Here is a 23,995-nt window from a genome sequence, read left to right on the forward strand (position 1 = left end):
TTGTGTCCCGGATCGCTTTCCCAGCCGGGGCATTTGCCCCCGAGCTTTCCGCACTCCTGTGCATGTTTGTGGCCTGGTGGCCCAGACCAGATAGATTCCGGAAGGAATACACGTGGAACTACATCCTGAAGATCAGACTCCCGCGGCCGAAACCGTAGAAGCGCCGCCGGTGCGCCGCCGCGCTTCGCGTCGCGTCTCGGCTGCTGCCGGCGCAGCCCCTGAGGTTGCAGCCGACACCGAGGTGACCGTTGTTGAGGCGGCACCCGTGGCCGAGGCCGCACCAGCTGCCGACGCCGCTGCCCCCGCAGAGGCCGCGCCCGAGAAGGCCGCGCCGAAGCGCGCGACCCGCTCGCGCAAGAAGGTTGAGCCAGTCGAGGCAGCTGCAGAGGCGCCCGCCGAGGAAGCCGCAGCTGTCGAGCCGAAGGCTCCGAAGACAACCGCTAAGGCGAAGACCGCTGCTTCGGCAAAGGCCGCCGCGGCGAAGACCGCCGAAGCAGCAGAAGCGCCCGTTGCGGATGCGCCTGCCGCAGAGGTAGCACCGGATGCGCCTGCCGAAGCACCGAAGAAGCGCGCAACACGCTCGCGCAAGACCGCCGTCGCAGCAGAGCCAGAGGCTGTAGCTGCGACCGAGGCAGCGCCGGCCGAGCAGCCTGCCGAGGCAAGCGCCGAAGCCGTGAAGCCCGTAGCCGACGCCGCACCTCAGGACGAGGCCGAAACGCCTCCGGCTCGCCGTACTCGCCGGCGCGCTTCGCAGGCCCCCGAGCAGACCGAGGGCGACGCGCAGGCGCCGGCCGAGGAGCCGAAGTCACGTGGTCGCGGCAACCAGAACGGCGCGAAGAACGACAGCGCCAAGGCTGACGCCGCAAAGGGCGATAGCGCGAAGGCTGACGCGAGCAAGACGGAAGCTGACAAGCAGGCCCAGGGCGACAAGCAGGCCCAGGGCGACAAGCAGGCCCAGGGCGACAAGTCCGACAACACCAAGCAGGAGAGCGGCTCACGCTCAAGCCGCACCCGTCAGCGTGACCGCAAGCGGCGCGGTGGCGATGACCTCGAGATGGAGATCGCCGAGGACGATGTGCTGCTGCCCGTCGCCGGCATCCTTGACGTGCTCGACAACTACGCGTTTGTTCGCACGAGCGGTTACCTGCCAGGGGTGTCTGACGTCTACGTCGCGCTCGGCCAGGTGAAGAAGTACGGCCTGCGTCGCGGTGACGCGATCGTCGGTGCGATCCGCCAGCCCCGCGAGGGCGACAGCGGTGGTCGCCAGAAGTACAACGCGATCGTCAAGATCGACTCGGTGAACGGCAAGTCGGTCGAGGAGACCGAGAAACGCGCAGAGATCACGGAGATGACGGCGATCTTCCCCGAGCAGCCGCTGCGCTTTGGCACCGGTAACGCCGACGGCCTGGGAGCAAAGATCGATGAGCACGCACCGATGGGCCTTGGCCAGCGCGCGATCGTTGCACTGCCCGCGACCATTCCCGCGACTCGTGTGCTTGCTGAGCTCGCTGCTGCGGTCACCGCGAACGCACCCGAGGTGCATCTCCTGCTGGTGCTGACGAACGCGCGCCCCGAGGAAGTCACCCACCTGCAGCGCACCGTCAGCGGCGAGGTGATCGCCGCGAGCTTCGATCGTGCCGCTGAAGATCAGGCCACGGTTGCTGAACTTGCGATCGATCGGGCGAGCCGCCTTGTCGAGCTCGGCCACGACGTTGTCGTCCTGCTGGACTCGCTCACGAACCTGGCACACGCTTACCTGCAGAACCAGTCCGGTTCGCGCAGCACGCCCGAGGCAGTTCAGGCACTCGCGGTCGCCCAGGCGAAGCGTCTGCTTGGATCCGCTCGGAACCTCGAGAACGGTGGCTCGCTCACCCTGCTCGCGACCGCGCGCACCCACACCGGTGTTGCCGGGGACAAGGATCTCCTGCGCGAGCTCACCCCGGCAGCGAACAGCTTTGTGAAGGTCTCCGGAAGCCGTACGGCTCCAGAGGTCAACGCTGAGAAGTCATACACGATCTCGTTCTAAGGCAGCAGAAGAACAGTGTTTGAGCAGGTAGAAGGGCTCCTCGCGGAGCATCTCCGATTGCAGGATGATCTCGCCGACCCCGCGTTGCACGCCGATGCGGCGCGGGCGAAGAAGGTCAACCGTCGCTACGCGGAGCTGAGCAAGATCAAGGTCGCGTACGAACACTGGGTGCATCTCGGTGAGGATCTCGAGGCCGCCCGCGAACTCGCGAAGGAAGATGACGCCTTCGCCGAGGAAGTCCCCGAGCTGGAGACCCAGCTGGCGGACGCACAAGAGAAGGTTCGTCGCCTCCTGATCCCTCGCGACCCTGACGACGCTCGTGATGTGATTCTCGAGATCAAGGGCGGTGAGGGCGGTGCCGAGTCCGCGCTCTTCGGAGCGGATCTGCTGCGCATGTATATGCACTACGCGGAATCCAAGGGCTGGAAGTCGGAGATCCTCGAGAAGGACGAAAGCGACCTGGGCGGATACAAAAACGTGCAGATCGCGATCAAGTCGAACGCGAGCGACCCCTCACAGGGCGTTTGGGCGCACCTGAAGTACGAGGGAGGCGTGCACCGCGTGCAGCGCGTGCCCGTCACCGAGTCGCAGGGGCGTATCCACACCTCGACGACCGGCGTGCTTGTGTACCCCGAGCCTGATGAGGCCGAAGAGGTTGAGATCAGCCAGAACGATCTGAAGATCGACGTGTATCGTTCGAGCGGCCCCGGCGGTCAGTCGGTGAATACGACGGACTCGGCTGTGCGCATCACGCACCTTCCGACCGGCATCGTTGTCGCGATGCAGAACGAGAAGTCACAGCTGCAGAACCGTGAGGCGGGCATGCGCGTGCTGCGTGCGCGTCTCCTCGCGCGGCTCGCGGAGGAAGCGGCTGCCGAGGCGAGCGCGTACCGTTCGAGCCAGATCCGTACGATGGATCGCTCTGAGCGCATCCGCACGTACAACTTCCCGGAGAACCGCATCGCAGATCACCGCACGGGCTACAAGGCGTACAACCTTGACCACGTGATGAACGGTGCGATGGAGCCGATTATCGAGTCCTGCATTCGCATGGACGAGGAAGAGCGGCTCAAGGCGCTCGGTCAGTAGGTTTCACTCGACGAGAACCCTGGTGGGGTGCGTGCCATACGGCTGCAGCCCACCAGGGTTTTTGCGTGGCGTGCCCGGCCACATTCCCACTACGCTGAGGACATGTCTACACCTGTGCTCCCCACCGCGGCCATCGTCGGCCCGCTCGTGACGCTCCGCGCCCCCGTCCAAGCCGATCTTGAGCCGCTCTTCGAGATCCTGCTCGAGCCCGAGGTGGCGTTCTGGTGGGTGGGCTACACGCGAGAGCGCGTGCAGCAGGAGTTCATTGATGCGGTTGAGGTGACGCGCATTATTGAGATCGCGGGGGAGTGCGCCGGTGCGATGTTCGTGCTGCGCGGCGAGGATCCCGAATATCCGACGACGGTGATGCACCTGTTCATTGGTACCCGCTTCCGTGGCCGCCGCATTGGTGAGGAAGCGCTCGCCCTCGCGATCCGACACGAGTTCGCGCACGGCGTCTCGCGGGTGACGCTCGACCCGAACGTGAACAACGACGGTGCGATCCGCAGCTATGAGCGGCTCGGATTCCAGCGGATCGGTGTGTTGCGTGACTACCAGGTGCGGCCAGGAGGCGCCCTTGAGGGAGCCATGTTCCTGGACCTCACGCGGAGCGACTTTCCTGACGGGCCCCCGCTGCCCCCGCGCTAGCCGGCGCCGGGTCGCTCAAGCCGGGCCACGCGCCGAACCAGTATCCGAGCTGAGCGTCAGCTCAGCGGTAGCATTGCATACATGAGCTCTTCGAAACCACTGCTTCCGTGGGTGGTCTGGGGCACAGCGGTCACGCTCTACGCGATCGCCATTGTGAACAGGTCTTCGCTATCAGCGCTGGGACCTGCTGCGCAGGAGCACTTCGGGATCGACGCTTCCACCCTGGCGGCGTTCCCGGTGATTCAGCTCCTCGTCTACGCCGGATGCCAGATCCCCGTTGGAATACTCCTCGACCGCTACGGCTCGAGCGTGCTGATTCTTACCGGGGCGGTGCTCATGATGGCGGGCCAAATAGCCATGGCCACCGTCACGAACGTTGAACTCGCGATCCTCGCCCGCGTGCTCGTGGGAGCGGGAGACGCGTGTACGTTCACCGCGGTCATGCGAATGCTGCCCGAATGGTTCAAGCCTCGGCAACTGCCGACGCTCGGCCAGGTCACGGGCCTGATCGGTCAGGTGGGCCAGCTCGTATCGGTGACGCCGCTCGCGTTCGCCGTTGCGACGCTCGGCTGGATGGGCGGCTTCCTCGGCGTCGTCGCTGTCGGCCTGCTTGTCACGCTCATCGGCGTGGTGGTGCTCCGTGATGCGCCGGGGCTCCCCACGGTGTTCGAGCGCATGACGAGACGGGTCGGCACGATCACGAAGCGCTCCGCGGATCTTGCGGGTGCTCCGGTCACCTCGGTGACGATGGCGCCGCCCGAGACCAGCATGATTCCCGTTGTGAACGGCAGGCGGATGACTCGGCCGCGGAGCAACGGGCAGGAGCCATTCGGCATGCGCCTCCGCCGGCTGCTGTCGATTCCTGGCGTGCGGCTCGCGTACTGGATTCACTTCGTGACGCCCTTCCCGCTGCAGATCTTTCTGCTGCTGTGGGGCACCCCGTTCCTGACGGGTGGACTCGGCCTGAGCACTCCAGCGGCGAGTAGCTTGCTGAGCATCACGGTGATCTCTTCGATGGTCGCGGGCGTCGTGCTTGGCCCCATCAGCTCGCGCTTCATTGAACGGCGCGTCGAACTCACGGTTGTGTTGACCCTGCTCATCATGGGTACCTGGCTCGCGGTGATCCTGTGGCCCGGTATGCCGCCGGCGTGGCTCATCATTGCGCTCATCGTGATCATTCCGATTGGCGGGCCCTCGTCGATGATCGCGTTCGAGGTCGCGCGCTCGCATACGCCACGGAGCTTCTCCGGCTTCGGGACTGGGTTCGTCAACACCGGTGGCTTCACCGCAGGGCTCATCGGGATGATGGCGGTCGGGATCGTGCTCGACCTCCAGGGCGCGGGCTCTCCCGAGACCTATTCGCTGCACGCGTTCAAGCTCGCGTTTGCCGTGCAGATCCCGCTCTGGATCATCGGCCTGCTCGGCATCTTCGTCGAACGTCGGAAGACGCGGACTTGGATGAACAAGCACGGACGCACGCTGCGCTAACCGCACGTCAGGGTGCGGGCGGCACAGTCTAGGCCTGAACGACCGTGCCGCCCGCACAGCGTGGCCGCTGACCCGTCGCCTAGGTTGACTCCGAACCGTATCGATCGACAAAGGAGTCTCGTTGGAACCCAACACTGCATCTGCGAGCCGCGCTACGGCGCCAATCGCGCTTCAGGACGTCTACGAACGGATGCGCTTTACGCCGGCCCACATGCGCATCGTCATCGCGATGTTCGTGATCTTCGTCATCGAGTCGTGGGAGCAGCTAGCCCTGGTCTACGTCGCGGGCGACGTCTCGAATCACTTCGGACTTGACGAGACGAAGCTCGGCCTGGTGCTCTCAGCGGTCGCAATCGGCATGATTCCGGGCGCGCTCATCTGGGGGCCGATCGCCGACCGAGTCGGTCGCCGTCCTGTCACCATTGTGAGCTTTATCGCCTATGGCATCATCGCCGCACTCGTGCCCCTCGCCCCGAACTTTGAGGCCCTCGTCGGATTGCGGGTCCTCTCGGGCTTCGCGCTTGCCGGTGCGTACACGGTCGTCTTCCCGTACTTCCTGGAACTCATGCCGTCGAAACAGCGTGGCCGTGCCGCGGTGCTCCTGTCGATCGGCTGGCCCATCGGCACGCTCGTCGCAATTGGCGTCACTACCCTGTTCGCTGAGGCCGGCTGGCAGGTCGTTGCGTTCGCGGCTGCGGTCGCATGCCTCTGGGTCATCGTCGTGGCGTTCTGGGTGCCGGAGTCGCCCTACTTCCTCGTGAGCCGCGGCAAGCACGAGCGTGCAGCGCAGGTGCTCGGCAAGCTCGGTGTCGCGCTGCCCGCTGGCACGACGTTCGCGCAGGATGCGGATCCGGAGCGTGCGGGTAACCCGCTCGAACTGCTGCGCAAGGACATGCGCCGACGCACCCTGCTCATGCTCATCGTCAACTTCGCGTTCAACTGGGGCTACTGGGGTCTGCAGGTGTGGTTGCCGACGCTGCTGCAGGAGCGCGGGCTGACACTCGCTGACTCTCTCGGATTCGTCGCCATCAGCGCAGTCATCATGATCCCCGGCTACCTCGCTGCCGCCTGGTGCACGAAACGATACGGCCGCAAGCTCACCTTCGTCACCTTCCTCATCGGCGCGATCCTCGGCGGAGTGCTGTTTGCTGTGTCGTGGGACCTCCCCTCGCTGTACGTTGCGAACTTCATCATGTCGTTCTTCATTCTTGGCGGTTGGGGCGTATGGAACACCTGGAACGGTGAGTTCTACCCGACGCGTGTCCGTGCGGCGGGCTATTCGTGGGCGACCGCGGCTCAGCTGGTCTCGAACGCGCTCGCACCGGTCGTCGTCGGAGCGCTCCTCGCCGCGTCCGTATCCTTTACGATGACCGTGCTGTTCATCCTCGTGTTCTTGGTTGTCGCTGTGCTCGCTGCCGTGACACTGCCAGAGACCGAGGGCAAGCCGCTCGAATAGGCGATCGGCTGCCAGGCGAGACAATAGACGTATGCAGTTAGGTCTCGACATTGGTGCCACCGCGGTGCGCCTGGCAGTCATCGACCGCGGGGAGCCGATCCACACCGCAGAGATCGCGGCGGTTGGCACGCTCAGCGAGCAGCTTGCGACGGTGCGCGCGCAGCTTCCGCGCGCGCACCGCGAGCGCCTGAACGGGCTGCGCCTCGCGGTGTCGCCGACGCTCGCGGATCTCGACCTGAGCGGGGTCGGACACCTCCGCATCGCGCCACCGACGATGCCGGCGCTGCGGCCGTTTGCTGCTTGGCCGCCGGAGTTGCGGGCTGCCCTCGGCCACCGCTCGGTCGAGGTGTCCGGCGGGAGCGATTACGTTGGCAGCAACATCGTGGGCGCCGCCCAGGAACAGCTCGAGGCCGCCCGCGCACACCTCGTGCGTGCCGGGGCAACACGACTTGTCGTGAGCGCCGCTGGTGCCCCGTCCGCTCCAGCGCTCGAGCGAGAGGCCGCCAGGGTGCTGGCTCCCACACCCGACCTCCCGGTAACGCTCGCGCACACCATTGGTGGCACGGGGCTGCGCGAACGGGAGCACGCGGCCGTGCTCAATGCCGGACTTGTCAGCTGGGCGGAGCGGGTAGTCAGTGAGACCCGTGCGGTGTTTCCTGATGTACGGTTCGGCTTCGCGCACGGGCTCGGAGGTTACGGCTCCGCCGACGAACTCGTGCGGCACCCCCTCGGCGCGCTGCACGGCAGGATCGCGGCCGCAGCGCTCGGTGTCATGAGCCTCACCGGATCCGCAGACTTCCTACTGGGAGTGGCGGAGCCGGGGCGGGTCCGTCTCGTTGGCGTCACCGGCGGCAGCCTCGACCGTGCCGACGTCGAAGCGTTGTGGGGCATCACCCATAATTCGCTCGCGCTGGATCTCGTTGAGCTCGCCGCTGCCTCCCCGTCCGAGCTCGCAGCAGCGCCCGAACTCGCCCGAATGCTGTCGCGACGGCCCGACTATCCTGTGGTGGTCGCGGGGCCGTGTGCCGCAGACACTCCGGTGAGCGACGGCGATATCATCTCAACCCCGTTCGCCCCTGCGGTCGGCACAGCACTCGGCAGGGTGACTGTCGCGCTCGAACGGGTGGTCACCCGAGGTGCCGCGGTCCCCGCGGCCGAGCACGCGGAGACGCTCGTGGAGGAAGCGACGACGCGCGCGATCCTCGCTGGCGCCGACCCCGCGCGCATCGACGTCGAGGTGATCGACATTCGGCCCGTCTCCTATGTCGCCGAACCCGTCGACACCGTCCGCGTACGAGTGAGCGGAGACCCCCAGTGAGCGAGCAACTCGTCGCGGCAGATGTGGCACGTCTCACGCGTGGCGCGAAGCCCTTTGCGAGCGGAGTGAATAGTGCAGCGCTGCACGTGCTCCGAGACTGGGCCAGCGCTGCACTCGAACGCAGCGCAGTGAGCCTACTCCCGCTCACGGAACTCGCCGATGACGCGAGCTACGCAGTCGTCACCCTTGTCGGATCACCGACCGCGATCGCTGAGAACCTCCCCGACGGCAGCGAGCCCGGCCGCGCGATAGCGGCACTCGAGCGCGCGCTGGGCCGATCCATCCAGGGCATTCTGCCCGTGAACACGGCAGGCGAGAACGCCGTGCTGGCGCTCGCGAGCGCCGCCGCCCTCGGCGTCGCGCTCGTGGACGGAGACGCGTGCGGTCGGGTGCGCCCGACCGTGCAAGACACCCTGCTCACACGCGCCGGCATCGCGATGGGGCCGTGCGTCGTCGTCTCCTCGTTCGGGGAAACCACGGTGATCGACGCGACGACGGATCGCGCGGCGCTCATCGTTCCCCGCTTGGTCGCTGCGAGCGGCGGATGGGCGTTCTTCGCGGGCTACCCGGCGACGGGCCGACAGCTGCGGGCGCACGCGCACGCAGGAACGATCCAGCGCTATCTCGATGCGAAGCCAGGCAACGAGCTCGCCGGCGTGCCGCATCGCACACTGCTGCGGGCGACCATCACACACGTTGAACAGTCGCGCCGCGGAATGGACCGCATGAGCATCTTGATGACGGAACTTGGTGCGGCTGGGCGACAGGTGAGGCGCGTTCGCGTTGACGCAGACGAGGCATATCTGGGGGCCCTTGCCGACGGTGTTCCGCTGCAGCGTGGCCCGCACGAGCTATTCGTCATCTCTGAGAGCGGTGAGGTGCTCGATCCGGAGCGATGTCTGCCAGGCATGCGCGTGTCGCTGGCCGCCGTCGATCTTCCACAGGCCTGGTCGGTTGACCCCGCCGCGCTAGCCGAAGGGGAATCCCATGCCAACTAACCTCACCGTCGAAGAGCTCGCAGTTCGGCTCGGGGCCGGGGCAGAAGTGAGCGGCCCGGTTGAGGCTCGAGTGGAGAGTGTTCGGATCGTCTCAGAACTGAGCGACATCGACACCGTGCCGGCCGGCTGCGCGCTCGTGCTCACGGGGGCGGCGACGGCCGAAGCCTGGCGGCTGGAGCGGGCGCTCAGGCTCGCGTGGGAACGCGCGGTGGCGTGCGTTGTCGTGAGCCGCCCCGACGCGTTTGGCGCAGAACCCGCGGCCCTGGCCGAGCGGCTGGGGCTCGCGTTCGTGGTCATCGCGACGGACGTACTCGACGCGACCGTTCGGCTTTCTGCAATCATCGCGACAGACGAGGCCTCCGAAGCAGGCACACTTGCCGAAGCAGCCCGGGGATTCGGCCATGCTGTGTTGAGTCCGCACCGGGTGATCGAAACGCTCCGCCGACTGCTGCCTGACCTCGAATTCGCGCTCGTCGACCGTGGCGGGGCACCCCTCGCTGGGTCCGCACGGGTTGCAGACCTCGGAGAGCACCTTGTCGATATCCCTGTGCCGTTCCCGGACAAGCGCGCACCGGCCAGGCTCCTCGCCGCCGCCAAAACCCGGCGCGGCAGCACCGGCGCGACGCGCGCGACGGCGCTGACCGTTGCCCGCTTAGCCGCAGCGCCGCTCACCGGGTGGGCGGCGCTGCGGCGCCTCGACGCCTACGAGCACGCGGCACGCGCTGGGGGAGTGCTGGCCGAGCTGATCGCAGCGGGTGGCGCGCCAGGGCAGAAGTTGCGTGCACGTCTTGCGGTGCTCGATTGGCCGCTCGACGTTCGCTTTCGTGTCGCGGTGGTGGCTCCTGGGGGCGGGAGAGCGGGTGTGCTTGACGAACTCATGATTGCGCGCGTCGCCGATCTCGGCGTGCGCGCAGGCGCTGCCCCCTTCGGCCAGGGGTGGGTGGTGTGCGTGCCAGCGGAGTCGGCCAACGAACGACGCAGTTGCGCGGCGGCCGCGGATCACCTCGCAGCTCCCGACCCGCGGCTCGACGCAGTGGCGGTCGGGGTATCGTCAGTGTTTCAGCCAGACGAGCCCATCGCGTCTGCGATCGACGAAGCCCTGCGCGCGGCTCAGGTTGCGCGCAGCGTGCCGGGTTCGGTGCTCTTTGCCGAAGGGTTGACGCCCGCGGCGGCGCTGCCGGCGCTCTTGGGCGCGGAGCCGGATGAGGCTGCCAGGGCGCTCCTTGCACCACTGCTCGAAGTCGACCGCGATGGATCGCTGCTGGCAACGCTCGTGGCATCGCTCGACCACAGTGACAGGCCGGCGCAGGTCGCGCAGGTGCTCGGTGTGCATCGGAATACGGTCACGGCCCGGCTGGAACGGGTTCGCGGGATGGGGATCGACCCCGCGAACCCGAGCCACCGGCTCGCGATCCATGTCGCCGCCAGGCGGGTACTGGACGCTCAGGCCCGGCCGTAACCGCCGCCGCCGCCCGACTCGCAGCGGAGTACATCGCCCGCGTGTACGCGCATCGCGTTCGCCTTGAGGAGCGCACGCTCGCCGTCGCTGCCAGGGTTGAGTGTGACTCGGGGCGCGGCGCCTGCCTCGCCACCAAAGAGCCCCCAGGCCGGAGTCACTGAGCGTTCCCACCACAGGGACAGATCCTGATCTGCCTCGAAGGTGTATTCGCGAACAACGCCGTCGCCGCCGCGGAACGCGCCCGTGCCACCGGACCCCTCGCGCACCTCGTAACGATCGACGCGCACGGGGAAGAGCGTCTCGAGTACCTCGACGGGCATATCTCGGAGCGATCCGTTGACATTGTTGATGAGCGCCGTTTCGCCGTCGCTCGTGCTCCACGCGCCCCAGCCGCCAACGGTTGCCTCCTGCGACAGGAAGTCGCGGCCCGTGCGAGGATCGAAACCCATCATCTGCACGATGAGCGAGTCGCCGTAGCTCGCTGCGGCGACCGCATCGGGCATCGCCTCGGCGAGTGCGCGCGTGACGAGGTCGATGAGTAGCCCGAGATGGGAGTAGTAGTACTGCACGGGGGCCGGCTCGACCGCGGCGAGGACGGATCCCTCGCGCACGGCGACATCGAGGTGCTTGAACGAACCTCCGTTGAGCGCGACGTCCGGGCTCAGAAGCGCCTTATACGCGACCCGGCATGCAGCGACCGCCTGCGCGGCGCCGCAGTTCACTGGCCCGCGTGTCTGATCCGCTGACTCAGTGAGATCGATCGAAATGCGGCCGCCCGCGATCCGCACACGCACGCGGATCGGGATGGGCGTGTCGAAATCGATGCCATCGTTGTCGAGCGCACCCTCGGCGAAGTACTCGCCGTCGGGTAGCTCGGTGAGCGCTGCCGCCTCCAGCCGCTCCGTCTGCGCGAAGAACGCGTCGCGTGCGGCGTGCACAAGGTCGAGCCCCCAGCGCGAGACGATCTCGCGCATGCGGTCGGCACCGGTGCGAATGCACGCGGTCTGCGCGCGCAGATCGCCGAGCAACGGTTCGGGGAAGCGCGAGTTCGTCGCGATGAGCCGCAAGACCTCGGCGACGGGCTCACCACCAGCGTAGATGCGCGTCGCGCCGAGCCGGAGACCCTCCTGGTAGATGGAGGTGGAGTCCATCGAGCCGCCAGGATCCTTCGACCCCAGGTCGATCCAGTGCGCTCGGCTTGCCGCAAAGCCGATGAGCTCGCCGCCATCCTCCCGCTCGAACACGGGGCCGAAGACGGTGACGTCGTTGAGATGCGCGCCGGCGATGTACGCGTCGTTGAGCACCCAGACGTCGCCGGGCTCCCACACCTCTCGACCGAAGCGTTCTTCGGTGTCGCGGGTGACCTCCTCGAGGTTGCCGAGGAAGATCGGTAGACCGCTCGACTGACCGAGGACCTGATGGTTGCGATCCATGATCGCGACTGCGCAGTCCTTGGCCTCGTAAATCGTCGGCGTGTAGGCCGAACGAATCAGGGTCGTGTTCATGTCCTCGGCTGCCTGTAGCAGCGCGCTCCGAATGATCTCAGTGCGTACGGGGTCAATGGTGATGGTCATGCCTGCACCTCCATGGTGAGATGTCCGAGGGTCTCGCGCCGAACCGACGCGCGGGGGGAGACCACGGTTGTGGTCGTGTCTTCGACGATGAGCAGCGGGCCGGCTACCGTTTCGCCGATGGGGAGCGAGTCGCGGCGGCGGATCCGGGTATCCCACGCTCGGCCGTCGAACCAGACGCTCGCGCTGCGAGCGGCAATGTCATCCTCGCTGTAGCGCTCACCGGTGAGATGGCCGAACTCGTTCGCGCCGAGGCCGGTCACGCGGACGCTCACAAACTCCACCTTCGCCTCGGGCGTCGCGTGGCCGTAGCGTCGCCGATGCTGCTCGCTGTAGCGGGCCGAGATGCGCTCGGCGAAGTCGGACAGGCCCGGCTCGCCCGCATCAGTGAGCGGGACGGTGAGGGTGTAATCCTGGCCCTCGTACCGCATGTCGATGGCCTGCTCGAAACGGCGCCGCTCGACGGGGACGCCCTGCGCCTCCAACTCCGCATCCGCAGCGGCGACGAGCTCGCTCAGCACGCGGGCGAGGTCGGCGCGCTCGAGCTGATCCTCGTGGACGTAATACTGTGCGCTGAGATCCCTGCGGACATCCGAGCCGAGCATGCCCCATGCGGAGAAGGCCCCGGGGAACTCGGGGATGATGACCTCGGCAACGCCGAGCTCCCTGGCGATCGCTTCCGCGTGCATCGGTCCGGCTCCGCCAAAGGCGACGAGTGAGAAATCGGTCGGTTCGCGACCGTGGTCAACCGTGAGGGTGCGGATTGCCTGCGCCATCTTCGCGTTGGCGATGTCGAGAATGCCCTCTGCGAGGTCGGGCGTCGACATCCCGAACTCATGTGCGAGCCCGCCGATCGCGGTGGCCGAGGCCGCGACGTCCAGTGCGAAACGGCCGCCAGCGAAGTGCTCGGGATCAACGCGACCGAGTACCGCATTTGCGTCGGTGACGGTCGGCTCGACGCCGCCACGGCCATAGCATGCCGGCCCAGGCTGCGCCCCTGCCGAACGCGGGCCGACGCGGAGCGCCCCCGACTCGGAGAACGCGACCGATCCGCCTCCCGCACCGATCGTGTGCAGGTTCACGAGCGGCATGAGCACGGGGAAACCGTCAGCCTCGCCGTCGGTTGAAATATCGGGCTGGCCGTCGATCACGAGCGAGGCGTCGAACGACGTTCCGCCCATGTCGACGCAGATCGCGTTCTCGCGACCGAGGAGCTGCATGAGCGCGACGCCGCCCGCAGTGCCGCCAACGGGCCCCGAGAGCAGTGTTTGCAGCGGATGCTCGGAGGCGTAGCCGGCTCCGACGATGCCGCCAGAAGACTGCATCACCTGGACACCGCTGGGAATGCCCTCCCGCTCGAAGCGGTCCTCGATGCGGCTGAGGTAGCGACGCACAACCGGGCCCGTGTACGCCTCGAGCACGGTTGATGAGGTCCGCTCGTACTCGCGCCACTCACGCGCGACGCGGTGCGAGAGGACGACGGCGATGTCGTCGCCGAGCTCCTCTCGGAGAATTGCCTCAGCGGCAAGCTCATGTGCCTCGTTGGTGTACGAGAACAGCAGGCACACCGCGACTGCTGCGTAGCCGCCTTCGCGTGCGGTGTGGGCGGCCGCGCGGACCGAATCCTCGTCGAGGGGATGCAACTCACTGCCGTCGTAGCGGAGCCTACCGCCGATCTCGACGGTGTCTTCGCGCGCGACGAGCGGCTCCGGCTTGCGGTAGTGGATGTCGAACATCCGCGTGCGGTTGCCGCGCGCGATGCGGTAGACATCACCCATGCCCTGCGTCGTGACGAGCAGCGTCTTCGAGCCGCGCCGTTCGAGCAGCGCGTTGAGACCCTGCGTGGTGCCGTGCACGAACGAGAGGATCTCGGTCGGAGGCACCTCAAGCTGCGCGATTGCGGTGAGCACGCCCTCCGTGAGATCCGTCGGCGTGGTGTCCGCCTTCGAGGCGCGCAGCGCCCCACTTTCTGTGTCGTGCACGACGATGTCTGTGAACGTCCCGCCGATATCCATGGCCACTCGATAACTCAATGGTGCCTCCTGCTTCATTGCCGTTGTGTGGAGCGTATGGGGGAGCTCGGCTTGAACAGTAGGCGGAGTGCACGGTTGTTGCCGGTTGGCTATGCGAGCGGCTAGGTTGTTGTCTCTAAGGGGGGTGCCATGGCGCATGAAGTGAGTGACTACCTGGAGACGCTGACCGAACCGACCCGCGGGCGCATTGCAGCGCTCTACGACGAGGTGCGCCGCCTCGCGCCGGAAGCAACGGAGGGTGTCTCCTACGGCATGCCATCGCTGCTCTACCGAGGCAAGGGGCTCTTCTCCGTGATGAGCACCAAGAAGCACATCGGGGTGTACCCACACGGCAACCTTGGCGAGCTTGCGACGGATGTCACCGAGGCTGGTCTTGGCAGCACAACGGGTGCGATTCACCTGCGAGAAGGCGACATGCTGCCCCCAGAGCTGCTTGCACGTTTCGTTGAGCGGCGGATCGCCCAGATCGACGAAGCTAGATGACGTAGAACCCCGCGGTGTTGGGGTGTTCAGCAACTGGAGCGCCGCGCCGCGGCCTGGCTGTTGCAGGGATGCCGGTGAGCGTCATCCAGGGACCAGCCGAGCGGACCACAACCGCATTCGCCCCAACTGCCGAATCGTCGTCGATAGTGATGTTCCCGAGCAGCTTCGCTCCGGCGCCGAGGACTACCCGGTCGCCAACGGTCGGGTGCCGCTTCCCGCTCTGGTGGCCCGTGCCGCCGAGCGTCACGCCGTGATAGATCAACACATCGTCGCCGATCTCAGCGGTCTCGCCGATCACGATGCCCATGCCGTGGTCGATGAAGAGCCGACGGCCGATCGTCGCTCCAGGGTGGATCTCGATCCCGGTAAAGAAGCGTGTCAGCTGCGAAATTGCGCGGGGGAGGAACCGCATGCCGCGGCGCCACATCGCGTGAGCGACGTGATGCCACCACACAGCGTGCAGCCCCGAGTACAGCAAAAACACCTCGATCGGCCCGCGCGCAGCTGGATCGTGCGCGCGGGCCGCCGAGATGTCCTCACGGATGCGAGAAAACAGGCTCAAACTGCGAGGTCCTCGTAGAGCACCGTCGAGAAGTAGCGCTCGCCGAAGTCGGGAACGATGACGACGATCTTCTTCCCGGCGTTCTCTGGCCGCTTGGCAACCTCAACGGCGGCCCAGACCGCGGCTCCGCCCGAGATGCCGGCGAGGATGCCCTCGTCGGTTCCGAGGGCGCGACCCTTGGCGAGCGCATCCGGAAGTGCGACGTCGATGACCTCGTCGTAGACGTCACGGTCGAGCACGTCAGGGACGAAGTTTGCGCCGAGCCCCTGGATCTTGTGTGGGCCAGCGGTGCCCTCGGTGAGCAGCGGCGAGTCGATCGGCTCGACGGCGATGACCTTGACGTTCGGGTTCTGCGCCTTCAGATATCCGCCCGCCCCGGTGATGGTGCCGCCGGTGCCGATGCCTGCGACAAAGATGTCGACCGCACCGTCGGTATCGTTCCAGATCTCCGGGCCGGTTGTTGCGCGGTGGATTGCCGGGTTCGCCGGGTTGCCGAACTGCTTCGCAAGGACGGCGCCCTCGGTGCTGGCAGCGATCTCCTCGGCCTTCGCGACTGCGCCCTTCATGCCGAGCGGGCCCTCGGTGAGTACGATCTCAGCGCCGTACGCGGCGAGCAGCTTGCGGCGCTCAACGCTCATGGTCTCGGGCATCGTGAGGATCACGCGGTAGCCACGCGCCGCTCCGACGAACGCGAGCGCGATACCGGTATTGCCGCTCGTGCCCTCAACGATGGTGCCGCCGGGCTTGAGCTCGCCCGACTGTTCAGCCGCATCAATAATGGCGACGCCAATGCGATCCTTCACGCTGCCGGCAGGGTTGTAGAACTCCAGCTTGGCGAATACCTCTGCGCCTGCGTTCTCGGTCACCCGATTCAGGCGGACGAGGGGGGTGTTGCCAAAGGCCTGTGTGATGTTGTCGTGGATCCGAGCCATGCGGGGTGCCCTCCGTGTCAAGTAAGTGTGGTTCTGCGAACGCGAGTTATGCCACCAGGTTATCTGAAATGTTCTGAATGCTTATGTAAGCGTCGCTGTGTTACAACGTCGCTGACTCCCGGGTATTCCCTCCGGTTCGGAGTGGCGTGAAGGTGCGAGACAATGGGGACGTGAATGACGACCTTGGTCCACTGCTGACCGACCTGCTGACCGAGCTCCGTGCACAATTCGACGCGGCCGGTATTGAGGATCCGAACGTCGACGCCGAACTGCTCGTCGGCCATGTGCTCGACGAACGTCGGGGACGAGTGCAGGCATTGGCCATCATGGGTGAGCGGGTGACGCCCGCGCAGCGTGAGCGCATCACCGAACTCGCGGAGCTGCGCGCCGAGCGCATGCCGCTGCAGCACCTCACGGGGCGGGCTCCGTTTCGGTCGCTCGAGCTCCGCGTCGGGCCGGGGGTATTCGTGCCGCGCCCCGAGACCGAGATCGTTGCGCAGTTCGCGATTGATGCGCTTGCGCTGGCCCCCACTCCGGCGCCGCTCGCGGTAGATCTGTGCACGGGGAGCGGTGCGATCGCACTCGCGCTCGCTGCCGAAGTGCCGACGGCACGCGTGTGGGCGGTCGAGAAGAGCACCGAGGCTCACGCCTGGGCCGCGGAGAACGTCGCCGTGCACGGTGACGAACGCGTCACGCTGATTCACGGGGACCTCGCAGACTTCGTACCTGGCGCTCTTGCGCCGGCGGAACTCGTGGGGCAAACCCACGTGGTCATCTCGAATCCGCCGTACGTGCCCGATGCGATGGTGCCACGCGACGCCGAGGTGCGCGACCACGATCCAGCGCTTGCCCTGTATGGGGGCGGCGACGGGCTCGACGTCATCCGCGTGATCAGCCGGGTCGCTGCGATGCTCCTCCTTCCCGGCGGGACCCTCGTCCTTGAACACGCGGAGGGCCAGGGGGCAGCAATCCGTGATCTGCTGGCGGCCGACGGCTGGCGCGCATGCGCCACGCACCCCGATCTGACCGGGCGCGACCGCGCCACCACCGCACTGAAGTAGAATTGCGAACTATGTCCGAGGTGTTTGACTGTTCAGATGGTGCTCAGCTGCTGCAGGGGACGCGGCTTGCCCGCCAATCCCTGGGTCGCGGCGAACTCATCGTGCTGCCCACCGACACCGTCTACGGTGTCGCGGCAGACGCGTTCTCCCCGGAAGCCGTGCAGCGATTGCTTGACGCGAAGGGCCGCGGTCGGCAGTCACCGCCCCCGGTACTCATCCCCAACACTGGCACCCTCGCGGCGCTCGCAGCTGATGCCACTGAGGCGCTGCACACCCTCGCCGACGCGTTTTGGCCCGGGCCGCTCACGATCATCACCCAGGCGAATCCCGCACTGAGCTGGGACCTTGGCGAGACCGGCGGCACCGTCGCGCTGCGTATTCCAGGCAATGACTTCGCGCGGGAACTGCTGCAGGAAACCGGGCCGCTTGCCGTGTCCTCGGCGAACAGCACCGGCGACCCTGCTGCGGGGAGCGCTGCGGAAGCACAGCAGATGCTCGGCGACTCGGTCGCGGTGTACCTCGATGGGGGAGAGGCCCGCGGCGAAGCGTCCACGATCATCGACGCCACAACGCTTGAGGCCGACGGCACGGGCACCGTCCGTGTGCTGCGGTCAGGGGCAATCACCGCGCAGCAGCTGCAGGAGGCGCTGCCGGGTGCGACGGTTGTCACCGCTACGGCACCCTCCGCCGGCACCCCCAGCACTGAGCCAGACCCCGCCCCCGACTCCGAGGCAGCCAAGGCTAGCGAGTAGCCATGCTCTCGTACCTGGTGGTGCTGGCGGTTGCGGTGATCGTGACCGCCGCGGCATCGTACTGCGTGCTCAGGCTTGCGCGACGGTTCCGGCTGGCACCAGAGGTTCGTGAGCGTGACGTGCATCAGAACCCGACGCCACGTCTCGGTGGCGTTGCGATGTTCGTCGGGTTGCTTGCCGCGTTCGGCGTTGCGACGATGCTTGCCGAGTTTCAGGGCCTCTTCCGGGCTGACCTGAAGATGTGGGCACTCATCGGAGCCTGTCTCCTCATCGCGGTCATCGGTGTGCTCGATGACCTGCTCGATCTCGACTGGATGATCAAGCTGGGGGCGCAGCTGCTCGCTGCCGGCGTGCTGGCCTGGAACGGCGTGCAGATCGTCTCGATTCCCGTGGGTGACACGCTCGTGATCGGCTCGCCCACGGTCAACTTCGTGCTCACCGTCTTTCTCATCACGCTGGTGATGAACGCGGTGAACTTCATCGACGGTCTCGACGGACTTGTTGCTGGTGTTGCGATCATCGCGAGTGGAACGTTCTTCGTGTACACGCTGATCCTGAGTTCACAGCTCGGGAGCTCACGGTCCGTCACGTTCGCGAGCCTCATCGCCCTCGCGCTCGTCGGCATCTGTGTCGGGTTTCTGCCTTTTAACTGGCACCGGGCGAAGATGTTCATGGGGGACACCGGCGCCCTTCTCGTTGGCCTCCTCATGGCGACCTCAACGGTGTCGGTGACCGGAGAGATCGATCCCGCAGCACTCGACCTGAAACTCGTGCTCGCGAGCTACATTCCGATCCTGCTGCCCTTCGCGGTGCTCGCACTTCCCCTGGCAGACTTCGCACTCGCGGTGCTTCGCCGACTGCGAGCCGGCAAGAGCCCCTTCGAGGCAGATAGGCAACACCTCCACCACCGACTCCTCGACATGGGGCATTCTCCCGTGCAGGCCGTGTCGATCTTCTACCTCGGAACCGCAGTGTTGTCTGCCGCGGGACTTCTGGTGTTCACGAGCCAGAGCTTCGTGCTTCCCCTCATCGTGTTGGTGGTCGGTGGCATCGCGTGCGTGTTGTTGGTGCGGTTCCCCGCGCGCGGCGTGCGTGCAGCAGCCGCGCAGCGCCGCTTGATAGCGTTAGGGCGGCGGGGCGCACCCGTCGAAGCCCCGGAAGCGCCCGCTGCCGCCGGAGGCGCGTCTATTGAAAGGACCTCCGAGTGAGCACTCCCGTGCAGCCCGACGCCCAGAACACTCCCGGGGTGGAGCCGACGACCTACGGCGACGGTGAATACCCGATGCCCTCATCGCAGCCGATGCTGCTGCGCGGTGTGCGCTGGGGGGCCATCGTCACCGTCGTTGCGATGGTGGCCTTCGCGGTCATCGGCTACTTCGTGAGCGGAAGCACCGGGCTCTTCGGTGGGCTCATCGGTGCGGCGATCGGGGGAGTGCTGCTGCTCATCACGGTCGGGAGCATCGCCTTCGCGAACCGGTTTGTGCAGAGCCCCGTCTACCTGCAGATCTTTATGGGCATTGTGATGGGGGCATGGGTTTTCAAGCTCATCGGATTCGTCGTCGCCGCGCTGCTGCTGCGCGATCAGCCCTGGCTCGACCCCAAGCTACTGTTCATCGCGTTGGTCGCGACGGTGCTCGCCTCGATCATTATCGATGTGATCATTGTGGCCAAGGCGCGTGTACCATACGTCGCAGATTTGCCGTAATTCTCAGCAAGCTTGAGGGAAGATTCCCAGCCCGCGCCGAATCTTCGCGCGCCCAAGGGCCCGTCGAGTTTCGCTCGCGGTGAAACCTTGTTAGGATAAGTTCGTTCCCAGCCATGTGGCGCTACTTCTGAGTGCCCGCGTGCATGGGTCACGACCATCGTTCGAAGCCGTGCGGCGAAAGCCGCGCCCCGAATCAGGAGAATGGCCTGTTCGCTAACGCTATGCACCTCGTTGCCCCCGGACTTGTCCGCACCGATGAGGGCGGATTCCACGGCCCAACCCTCGATGACTTCTTCCCGGCGGCGGTCCTTTTTGAAGGCACCCCGTTCGAGATGAACCGGATCATGATCATCCGTGTCGTCATGGTGATCGTTCTCCTCCTCCTGTTCTGGCTGGGCACGCGCAACCTGCGCGTGATCCCCGGTCGTGCGCAGGGTGTGCTCGAGTTCGCCCTTGACTTCGTTCGTAAGAACACGATCGAGGACCAGTTGGGCGTAAAGGAGGGACGTCGTTTCCAGCCGCTGCTGATGACGATCTTCTTCCTCGTCTTCGCCTTCAACATCACGGGCATCATCCCCGGGTTCAACATCGCGGCATCGTCCGTGGTTGGCTTCCCCATCGTGATGGCCGTCGTCGCTTACGTCGCGTTCATTTACGCCGGTGTAAAGAAGCACCCTGGCAAGTTCCTCAAGAACTCGCTCTTCCCAGCTGGTGTGCCCAAGGCCATGTATCTGCTCGTGACGCCGGTTGAGTTCCTCTCGACCTTCATCATGCGCCCGGTCACCCTTGCGCTGCGACTCCTCATGAACATGCTCGTCGGTCACATGATCCTCGTGCTGCTCTGGGCCGCAACCAACTTCTTCATCCTTGAGGCCGGCGGGATCTTCCCGGCGCTTGGTGCGGGCACGTTCGTGTTCGGCTTCGCCTTCACGCTTTTCGAGATGTTCGTCTCGGGCCTCCAGGCTTACGTCTTCACTTTGCTCACCGCGCTCTACATCCAGCTCGCGCTGGCTGACGAGCACTAATTTAACCCCCCTGGGTTCGGCTAGTGCTGAACCCACATACGGAAGGAAACACATACTGTGTCTGTTCTCGCTGATATCTCGGGCAACATTGCAACCGTCGGCTACGGCCTCGCAGCCATCGGGCCCGCCATCGGTGTGGCCATCGTCGTTGGCAAGACCATCGAAAGCACCGCACGCCAGCCTGAGCTTGCAGGCAAGCTCCAGGGCATGATGTGGATCGGTATCGCGTTCACCGAGATGCTCGCGCTCATCGGTGTTGCCACCTACTTCATCTTCCAGGGATAACGAACCTTTCACTAGTCTCGAAAGGGAGGCAAGATGAATTACGCAGTACAGTTCGCTGCAGAGGGTACGACTCAGAACCCGCTGCTTCCCGCGACGTACGATATCGTCTGGTCGGCGATCGCGTTCCTCATTGTCCTCGTCGCGTTCTGGAAGGTGTTCCTCCCGAAGGTGCAGGTCATGCTTGACGCACGCGCCGAAGCGATCGAAGGAAATATCGCCAAGGCCGATGAGGCTCAGGCAAAGGCTGAGGCAGCGCTCCAGGAGTACACCGCCCAGCTCGCAAGCGCTCGCCAGGAAGCTGGCGAGATCCGCGAAGCGGCTCGCACCGACGCCACGAAGATTGTTTCGAAGGCCAAGGAAGACGCAACTACCGAGCAGGCTCGCATCACGCAGGCTGCTCAGGTGCAGATCGAGGCTGAGCGCCAGGGTGCTCTCGTCTCGCTCCGCAAGGATGTTGGCTCGCTCGCTATCGACCTCGCCTCTGGCGTCGTCGGCGAGAGCCTGAGCGACGACAAGAAGGCATCGGCGCTCGTCGACCGCTTCCTCGTCGAGCTCGAAGCGTCCGAACGGGCGGCGAAGTAATGGGCAGCGCGTCACGCGAGGCACTTGCGGCTGCGAAGTCTGCGCTCAACGGTCGCCTCGGGAAAGCTGTCGGTTCGGAGCTGCTCAACGCGGCTGCGCTGCTCGGCGGCTCACCGGCCCTCGTTGCGTCGCTCGCTGACGCATCGCTTCCGGCCTCCGCGAAAGCGGAGCTCGTCGGTAAGGTCTTCACCGGCCTGTCGGCTGGCGCGCGCTCTGTGCTCACCGCAGCGGTCGAGCAGTCCTGGTCGAACTCCGAGGAGTTCATCGACGGCGTCGAGGAGCTCGGTTTCCGCGCTCAGTCGCTGGCCGAGCCCGGTCTGGCCGACGAGCTGCTCGCAGCGGCTTCCGTGATCGAGTCGAGCCATGAGCTCGAACTCGAGCTCGGGAACAAGCTTGGCGATCCGGCAGCGAAGGCGAAGCTCGCGGAGAAAATCTTCTCCGGCAAGCTCGCGGAGGGCGCTTTGGGCGTCGTCAGCTACCTCGTTGCTCACCCGCGCGGTCGCCGCGTGAACTCTGCGCTTCGCGCCGGGGCACGCGTCGCAGCGGATCAGGGCGGCAGCGAACTCGCCACGGTTACCGTTGCGGCTCCGCTGACGGCCGAGCAGCAGCAGCGGCTTGCAACGCTCCTCGAGCAGACTGCAGGTCGCGCCGTCAAGGTCACCACGATTGTGGATCCTGACCTGATCGGCGGCGTTCGCATTCAGATGGCTGATGATGTCATCGACGGAAGTGTCCGGGCACGCCTGGAAGACCTCCGCCAGCGGCTCGCTGCGTAGAGCACAACTTCATTACTTGCCGGAGAGTTTCTCCGGAACAGATAGAGGAAACGAAATGGCAGAACTCGCAATCAGCCCGGACGAGATCCGCAGCGCGCTGAATGAATTCGCAGCATCGTACGAGCCTGCACAGGCGGGCAAGACTGAGGTCGGAACCGTCGTCGATGCCGCTGACGGTATTGCACACGTCTCCGGACTCCCCGGCGTTATGGCTAACGAGCTCGTCCGCTTTGCTGACGGCACGCTTGGCCTTGCACAGAACCTCGAAGAGGACGAGATCGGCGTTGTCGTTCTTGGCCAGTTCTCGGGTATCGCAGAGGGCCAGGAAGTCACCCGCACCGGCGAGGTCCTCTCGGTCCCCGTCGGCGAGGGCTACCTCGGCCGCGTGGTCGACCCGCTCGGCAACCCGATCGACGGCCTGGGTGAGATCACTGGTATCGAGGGCCGCCGCGCGCTCGAGCTCCAGGCTCCCGGCGTCATGCAGCGTAAGTCGGTGCACGAGCCGCTGCAGACCGGCATCAAGGCGATTGACGCGATGATCCCCGTTGGCCGTGGCCAGCGTCAGCTCATCATCGGCGACCGCCAGACCGGTAAGACCGCTCTTGCGATCGACACGATCATCAACCAGAAGGCGAACTGGGAGTCGGGCGACACCAACAAGCAGGTTCGCTGCATCTACGTCGCAATCGGCCAGAAGGGCTCGACCATTGCTTCGGTAAAGGGCGCGCTCGAGGACGCAGGCGCGATGGAGTACACCACGATCGTGGCGTCTCCCGCATCTGACCCCGCAGGCTTCAAGTACCTCGCTCCGTACACCGGCTCGGCAATCGGCCAGCACTGGATGTACGACAGCAAGCACGTGCTCATCATCTTTGATGATCTCTCGAAGCAGGCTGAGGCCTACCGTGCCGTATCGCTGCTGCTGCGCCGCCCGCCGGGGCGCGAGGCATACCCGGGTGACGTGTTCTACCTCCACTCGCGTCTGCTGGAGCGTTGTGCAAAGCTGTCCGACGAGCTCGGCGCAGGCTCGATGACGGGTCTTCCCATCATCGAGACCAAGGCGAACGACGTCTCGGCGTACATTCCGACCAACGTGATCTCGATCACCGACGGCCAGATCTTCCTCCAGTCGGACCTCTTCAACGCGAACCAGCGCCCCGCGGTCGACGTGGGTATCTCGGTGTCACGTGTGGGCGGCGACGCTCAGGTGAAGTCGATCAAGAAGGTGTCGGGCACGCTCAAGCTTGAGCTCGCTCAGTACCGCGCACTCGAGGCATTCGCGATGTTCGCATCCGACCTCGACGCATCGAGCCGCAAGCAGCTGGAGCGAGGCGCACGCCTCACCGAGCTGCTCAAGCAGCCGCAGTACTCACCGTTCTCGGTTGAGGATCAGACCGTCTCGATCTGGGCCGGTACCAAGGGCTACCTCGATGACGTCCCCGTCGTCGATATCCTCCGCTTTGAGCGCGAGTTCCTTGACTACCTAGGCCGCAACTCCGACGCGCTGTCGACGCTCGCTTCGACCAACGTCCTCTCGGATGAGGTCGTTGACGAGCTCACCAAGCAGATCGAGAAGTTCAAGAGCGAGTTCCTCACCGCTGAGGGCAAGTCCCTCACCGAGCAGTTCGATGCGCTCGACGAGTCAGAGATTCAGCAGGAGCAGCTGGTAGTTAAGAAGTAGTTGGGCCGGTGGGGGCGCACGCGCCCCCACCACCTCACCGCTTTGTTAACCAGCCAGTTCCAGAC

At 65.8% G+C, this 23,995-nt stretch carries 22 protein-coding genes; 18 read left to right on the forward strand and 4 right to left on the reverse strand.

The features are described 5' to 3' along the window. Window positions 1-112 precede the first annotated feature (112 nt). From AUL38_RS11290 to AUL38_RS11325, 8 genes are all read left to right on the forward strand, one after another. Complete coding sequence (locus AUL38_RS11290; protein ID WP_059062251.1) at window positions 113-2,026, forward strand: hypothetical protein; 1,914 nt, start codon at window positions 113-115, stop codon at window positions 2,024-2,026. A 15-nt stretch (window positions 2,027-2,041) separates the two neighbouring features. Next, window positions 2,042-3,115, forward strand: a complete 1,074-nt coding sequence (gene prfA / locus AUL38_RS11295) for a peptide chain release factor 1 (RefSeq protein ID WP_059062253.1) — start codon at window positions 2,042-2,044, stop codon at window positions 3,113-3,115. Window positions 3,116-3,217: 102 nt separating this feature from the next. After that, the gene (locus AUL38_RS11300; RefSeq protein ID WP_059062255.1) at window positions 3,218-3,763 is read left to right on the forward strand and encodes a GNAT family N-acetyltransferase; all 546 of its coding nucleotides are present in this window, start codon (window positions 3,218-3,220) and stop codon (window positions 3,761-3,763) included. A gap of 81 nt (window positions 3,764-3,844) precedes the next feature. Next, a complete protein-coding gene (locus AUL38_RS11305; protein WP_059062257.1) occupies window positions 3,845-5,251 on the forward strand; it encodes a nitrate/nitrite transporter in 1,407 nt (468 codons plus the stop codon). A 121-nt stretch (window positions 5,252-5,372) separates the two neighbouring features. Beyond that, a complete protein-coding gene (locus AUL38_RS11310; protein WP_201023737.1) occupies window positions 5,373-6,707 on the forward strand; it encodes an MFS transporter in 1,335 nt (444 codons plus the stop codon). Window positions 6,708-6,738: 31 nt separating this feature from the next. After that, on the forward strand, window positions 6,739-8,025 hold the full coding sequence (locus tag AUL38_RS17415; RefSeq protein WP_059062259.1) for a hypothetical protein: 1,287 nt from the start codon (window positions 6,739-6,741) through the stop codon (window positions 8,023-8,025). Then, window positions 8,022-9,023: a DUF917 family protein gene (locus AUL38_RS11320; RefSeq protein ID WP_059062261.1), complete on the forward strand. Its 1,002-nt coding sequence runs from the start codon at window positions 8,022-8,024 to the stop codon at window positions 9,021-9,023. Before AUL38_RS17415 ends, AUL38_RS11320 begins: the two co-directional genes overlap by 4 nt. Continuing rightward, a complete protein-coding gene (locus AUL38_RS11325; protein ID WP_059062263.1) occupies window positions 9,013-10,482 on the forward strand; it encodes a CdaR family transcriptional regulator in 1,470 nt (489 codons plus the stop codon). Before AUL38_RS11320 ends, AUL38_RS11325 begins: the two co-directional genes overlap by 11 nt. Here AUL38_RS11325 and AUL38_RS11330 read toward each other — a convergent pair. Beyond that, window positions 10,467-12,056, reverse strand: coding sequence for a hydantoinase B/oxoprolinase family protein (locus AUL38_RS11330; RefSeq protein WP_083506818.1), 1,590 nt, complete (start codon window positions 12,054-12,056; stop codon window positions 10,467-10,469). The genes AUL38_RS11325 and AUL38_RS11330 overlap by 16 nt on opposite strands. Continuing rightward, window positions 12,053-14,068 (reverse strand): hydantoinase/oxoprolinase family protein, encoded by a 2,016-nt coding sequence (locus tag AUL38_RS11335; RefSeq protein WP_059062265.1) that lies wholly within the window; start codon window positions 14,066-14,068, stop codon window positions 12,053-12,055. Before AUL38_RS11335 ends, AUL38_RS11330 begins: the two co-directional genes overlap by 4 nt. Window positions 14,069-14,215: 147 nt before the next feature. Between AUL38_RS11335 and AUL38_RS11340 the strand changes: the two genes are divergently transcribed. Beyond that, window positions 14,216-14,569 carry an iron chaperone gene (locus tag AUL38_RS11340; RefSeq protein ID WP_059062267.1) on the forward strand — a complete coding sequence of 118 codons (354 nt, stop codon included), beginning with the start codon at window positions 14,216-14,218 and terminating at the stop codon, window positions 14,567-14,569. On the opposite strand, the gene epsC is transcribed toward AUL38_RS11340, so the two are convergent. Further along, complete coding sequence (gene epsC, locus AUL38_RS11345) at window positions 14,562-15,131, reverse strand: serine O-acetyltransferase EpsC (protein ID WP_059062269.1); 570 nt, start codon at window positions 15,129-15,131, stop codon at window positions 14,562-14,564. The genes AUL38_RS11340 and epsC overlap by 8 nt on opposite strands. Further along, window positions 15,128-16,063 (reverse strand): cysteine synthase A, encoded by a 936-nt coding sequence (gene cysK, locus AUL38_RS11350; protein WP_059062270.1) that lies wholly within the window; start codon window positions 16,061-16,063, stop codon window positions 15,128-15,130. The genes epsC and cysK overlap by 4 nt, the downstream gene beginning before the upstream one ends. A 170-nt stretch (window positions 16,064-16,233) precedes the next feature. Between cysK and prmC the strand changes: the two genes are divergently transcribed. The 9 genes from prmC (at window position 16,234) to atpA (ending at window position 23,930) form a co-directional block, all read left to right on the forward strand. Further along, window positions 16,234-17,124, forward strand: coding sequence for a peptide chain release factor N(5)-glutamine methyltransferase (prmC, locus tag AUL38_RS11355; protein WP_059062272.1), 891 nt, complete (start codon window positions 16,234-16,236; stop codon window positions 17,122-17,124). An 11-nt stretch (window positions 17,125-17,135) separates the two neighbouring features. Beyond that, window positions 17,136-17,876 carry an L-threonylcarbamoyladenylate synthase gene (locus AUL38_RS11360; RefSeq protein WP_083506819.1) on the forward strand — a complete coding sequence of 247 codons (741 nt, stop codon included), beginning with the start codon at window positions 17,136-17,138 and terminating at the stop codon, window positions 17,874-17,876. A 2-nt stretch (window positions 17,877-17,878) separates the two neighbouring features. Next, window positions 17,879-19,084, forward strand: coding sequence for an MraY family glycosyltransferase (locus AUL38_RS11365; RefSeq protein ID WP_059062274.1), 1,206 nt, complete (start codon window positions 17,879-17,881; stop codon window positions 19,082-19,084). After that, window positions 19,081-19,581 (forward strand): 3-oxoacyl-ACP reductase, encoded by a 501-nt coding sequence (locus AUL38_RS11370; protein ID WP_235590700.1) that lies wholly within the window; start codon window positions 19,081-19,083, stop codon window positions 19,579-19,581. The genes AUL38_RS11365 and AUL38_RS11370 overlap by 4 nt, the downstream gene beginning before the upstream one ends. 221 nt (window positions 19,582-19,802) lie before the next feature. Further along, entirely contained in the window at window positions 19,803-20,606 is an 804-nt protein-coding gene (gene atpB, locus AUL38_RS11375) for a F0F1 ATP synthase subunit A (protein WP_059062276.1), read from the forward strand. A gap of 57 nt (window positions 20,607-20,663) precedes the next feature. Then, on the forward strand, window positions 20,664-20,891 hold the full coding sequence (gene atpE / locus AUL38_RS11380; RefSeq protein WP_059062278.1) for an ATP synthase F0 subunit C: 228 nt from the start codon (window positions 20,664-20,666) through the stop codon (window positions 20,889-20,891). A 33-nt stretch (window positions 20,892-20,924) separates the two neighbouring features. Continuing rightward, window positions 20,925-21,473 (forward strand): F0F1 ATP synthase subunit B, encoded by a 549-nt coding sequence (locus AUL38_RS11385; protein WP_059062280.1) that lies wholly within the window; start codon window positions 20,925-20,927, stop codon window positions 21,471-21,473. Next, entirely contained in the window at window positions 21,473-22,249 is a 777-nt protein-coding gene (locus AUL38_RS11390; RefSeq protein ID WP_059062282.1) for a F0F1 ATP synthase subunit delta, read from the forward strand. The genes AUL38_RS11385 and AUL38_RS11390 overlap by 1 nt, the downstream gene beginning before the upstream one ends. Window positions 22,250-22,304: 55 nt before the next feature. Next, on the forward strand, window positions 22,305-23,930 hold the full coding sequence (gene atpA / locus AUL38_RS11395; protein WP_059062284.1) for a F0F1 ATP synthase subunit alpha: 1,626 nt from the start codon (window positions 22,305-22,307) through the stop codon (window positions 23,928-23,930). Window positions 23,931-23,995 lie beyond the last annotated feature (65 nt).

This window comes from Leucobacter sp. G161, assembly GCF_001482305.1.
Classification (GTDB): domain Bacteria; phylum Actinomycetota; class Actinomycetes; order Actinomycetales; family Microbacteriaceae; genus Leucobacter.

Coding starts and splice junctions, on each gene's coding strand:
- AUL38_RS11305 (WP_059062257.1), top strand. CDS start 3,845: ATGAGCTCTTCGAAACCACTGCTTCCGTGGGTGGTCTGGGGCACAGCG.
- AUL38_RS11325 (WP_059062263.1), top strand. CDS start 9,013: ATGCCAACTAACCTCACCGTCGAAGAGCTCGCAGTTCGGCTCGGGGCC.
- AUL38_RS11335 (WP_059062265.1), bottom strand. CDS start 14,068: ATGGATATCGGCGGGACGTTCACAGACATCGTCGTGCACGACACAGAA.
- atpB (WP_059062276.1), top strand. CDS start 19,803: ATGCACCTCGTTGCCCCCGGACTTGTCCGCACCGATGAGGGCGGATTC.
- AUL38_RS11385 (WP_059062280.1), top strand. CDS start 20,925: ATGAATTACGCAGTACAGTTCGCTGCAGAGGGTACGACTCAGAACCCG.
- AUL38_RS11360 (WP_083506819.1), top strand. CDS start 17,136: ATGTCCGAGGTGTTTGACTGTTCAGATGGTGCTCAGCTGCTGCAGGGG.
- AUL38_RS11390 (WP_059062282.1), top strand. CDS start 21,473: ATGGGCAGCGCGTCACGCGAGGCACTTGCGGCTGCGAAGTCTGCGCTC.
- AUL38_RS11300 (WP_059062255.1), top strand. CDS start 3,218: ATGTCTACACCTGTGCTCCCCACCGCGGCCATCGTCGGCCCGCTCGTG.
- cysK (WP_059062270.1), bottom strand. CDS start 16,063: ATGGCTCGGATCCACGACAACATCACACAGGCCTTTGGCAACACCCCC.
- AUL38_RS17415 (WP_059062259.1), top strand. CDS start 6,739: ATGCAGTTAGGTCTCGACATTGGTGCCACCGCGGTGCGCCTGGCAGTC.
- AUL38_RS11340 (WP_059062267.1), top strand. CDS start 14,216: ATGGCGCATGAAGTGAGTGACTACCTGGAGACGCTGACCGAACCGACC.
- AUL38_RS11365 (WP_059062274.1), top strand. CDS start 17,879: ATGCTCTCGTACCTGGTGGTGCTGGCGGTTGCGGTGATCGTGACCGCC.
- AUL38_RS11330 (WP_083506818.1), bottom strand. CDS start 12,056: ATGACCATCACCATTGACCCCGTACGCACTGAGATCATTCGGAGCGCG.
- atpA (WP_059062284.1), top strand. CDS start 22,305: ATGGCAGAACTCGCAATCAGCCCGGACGAGATCCGCAGCGCGCTGAAT.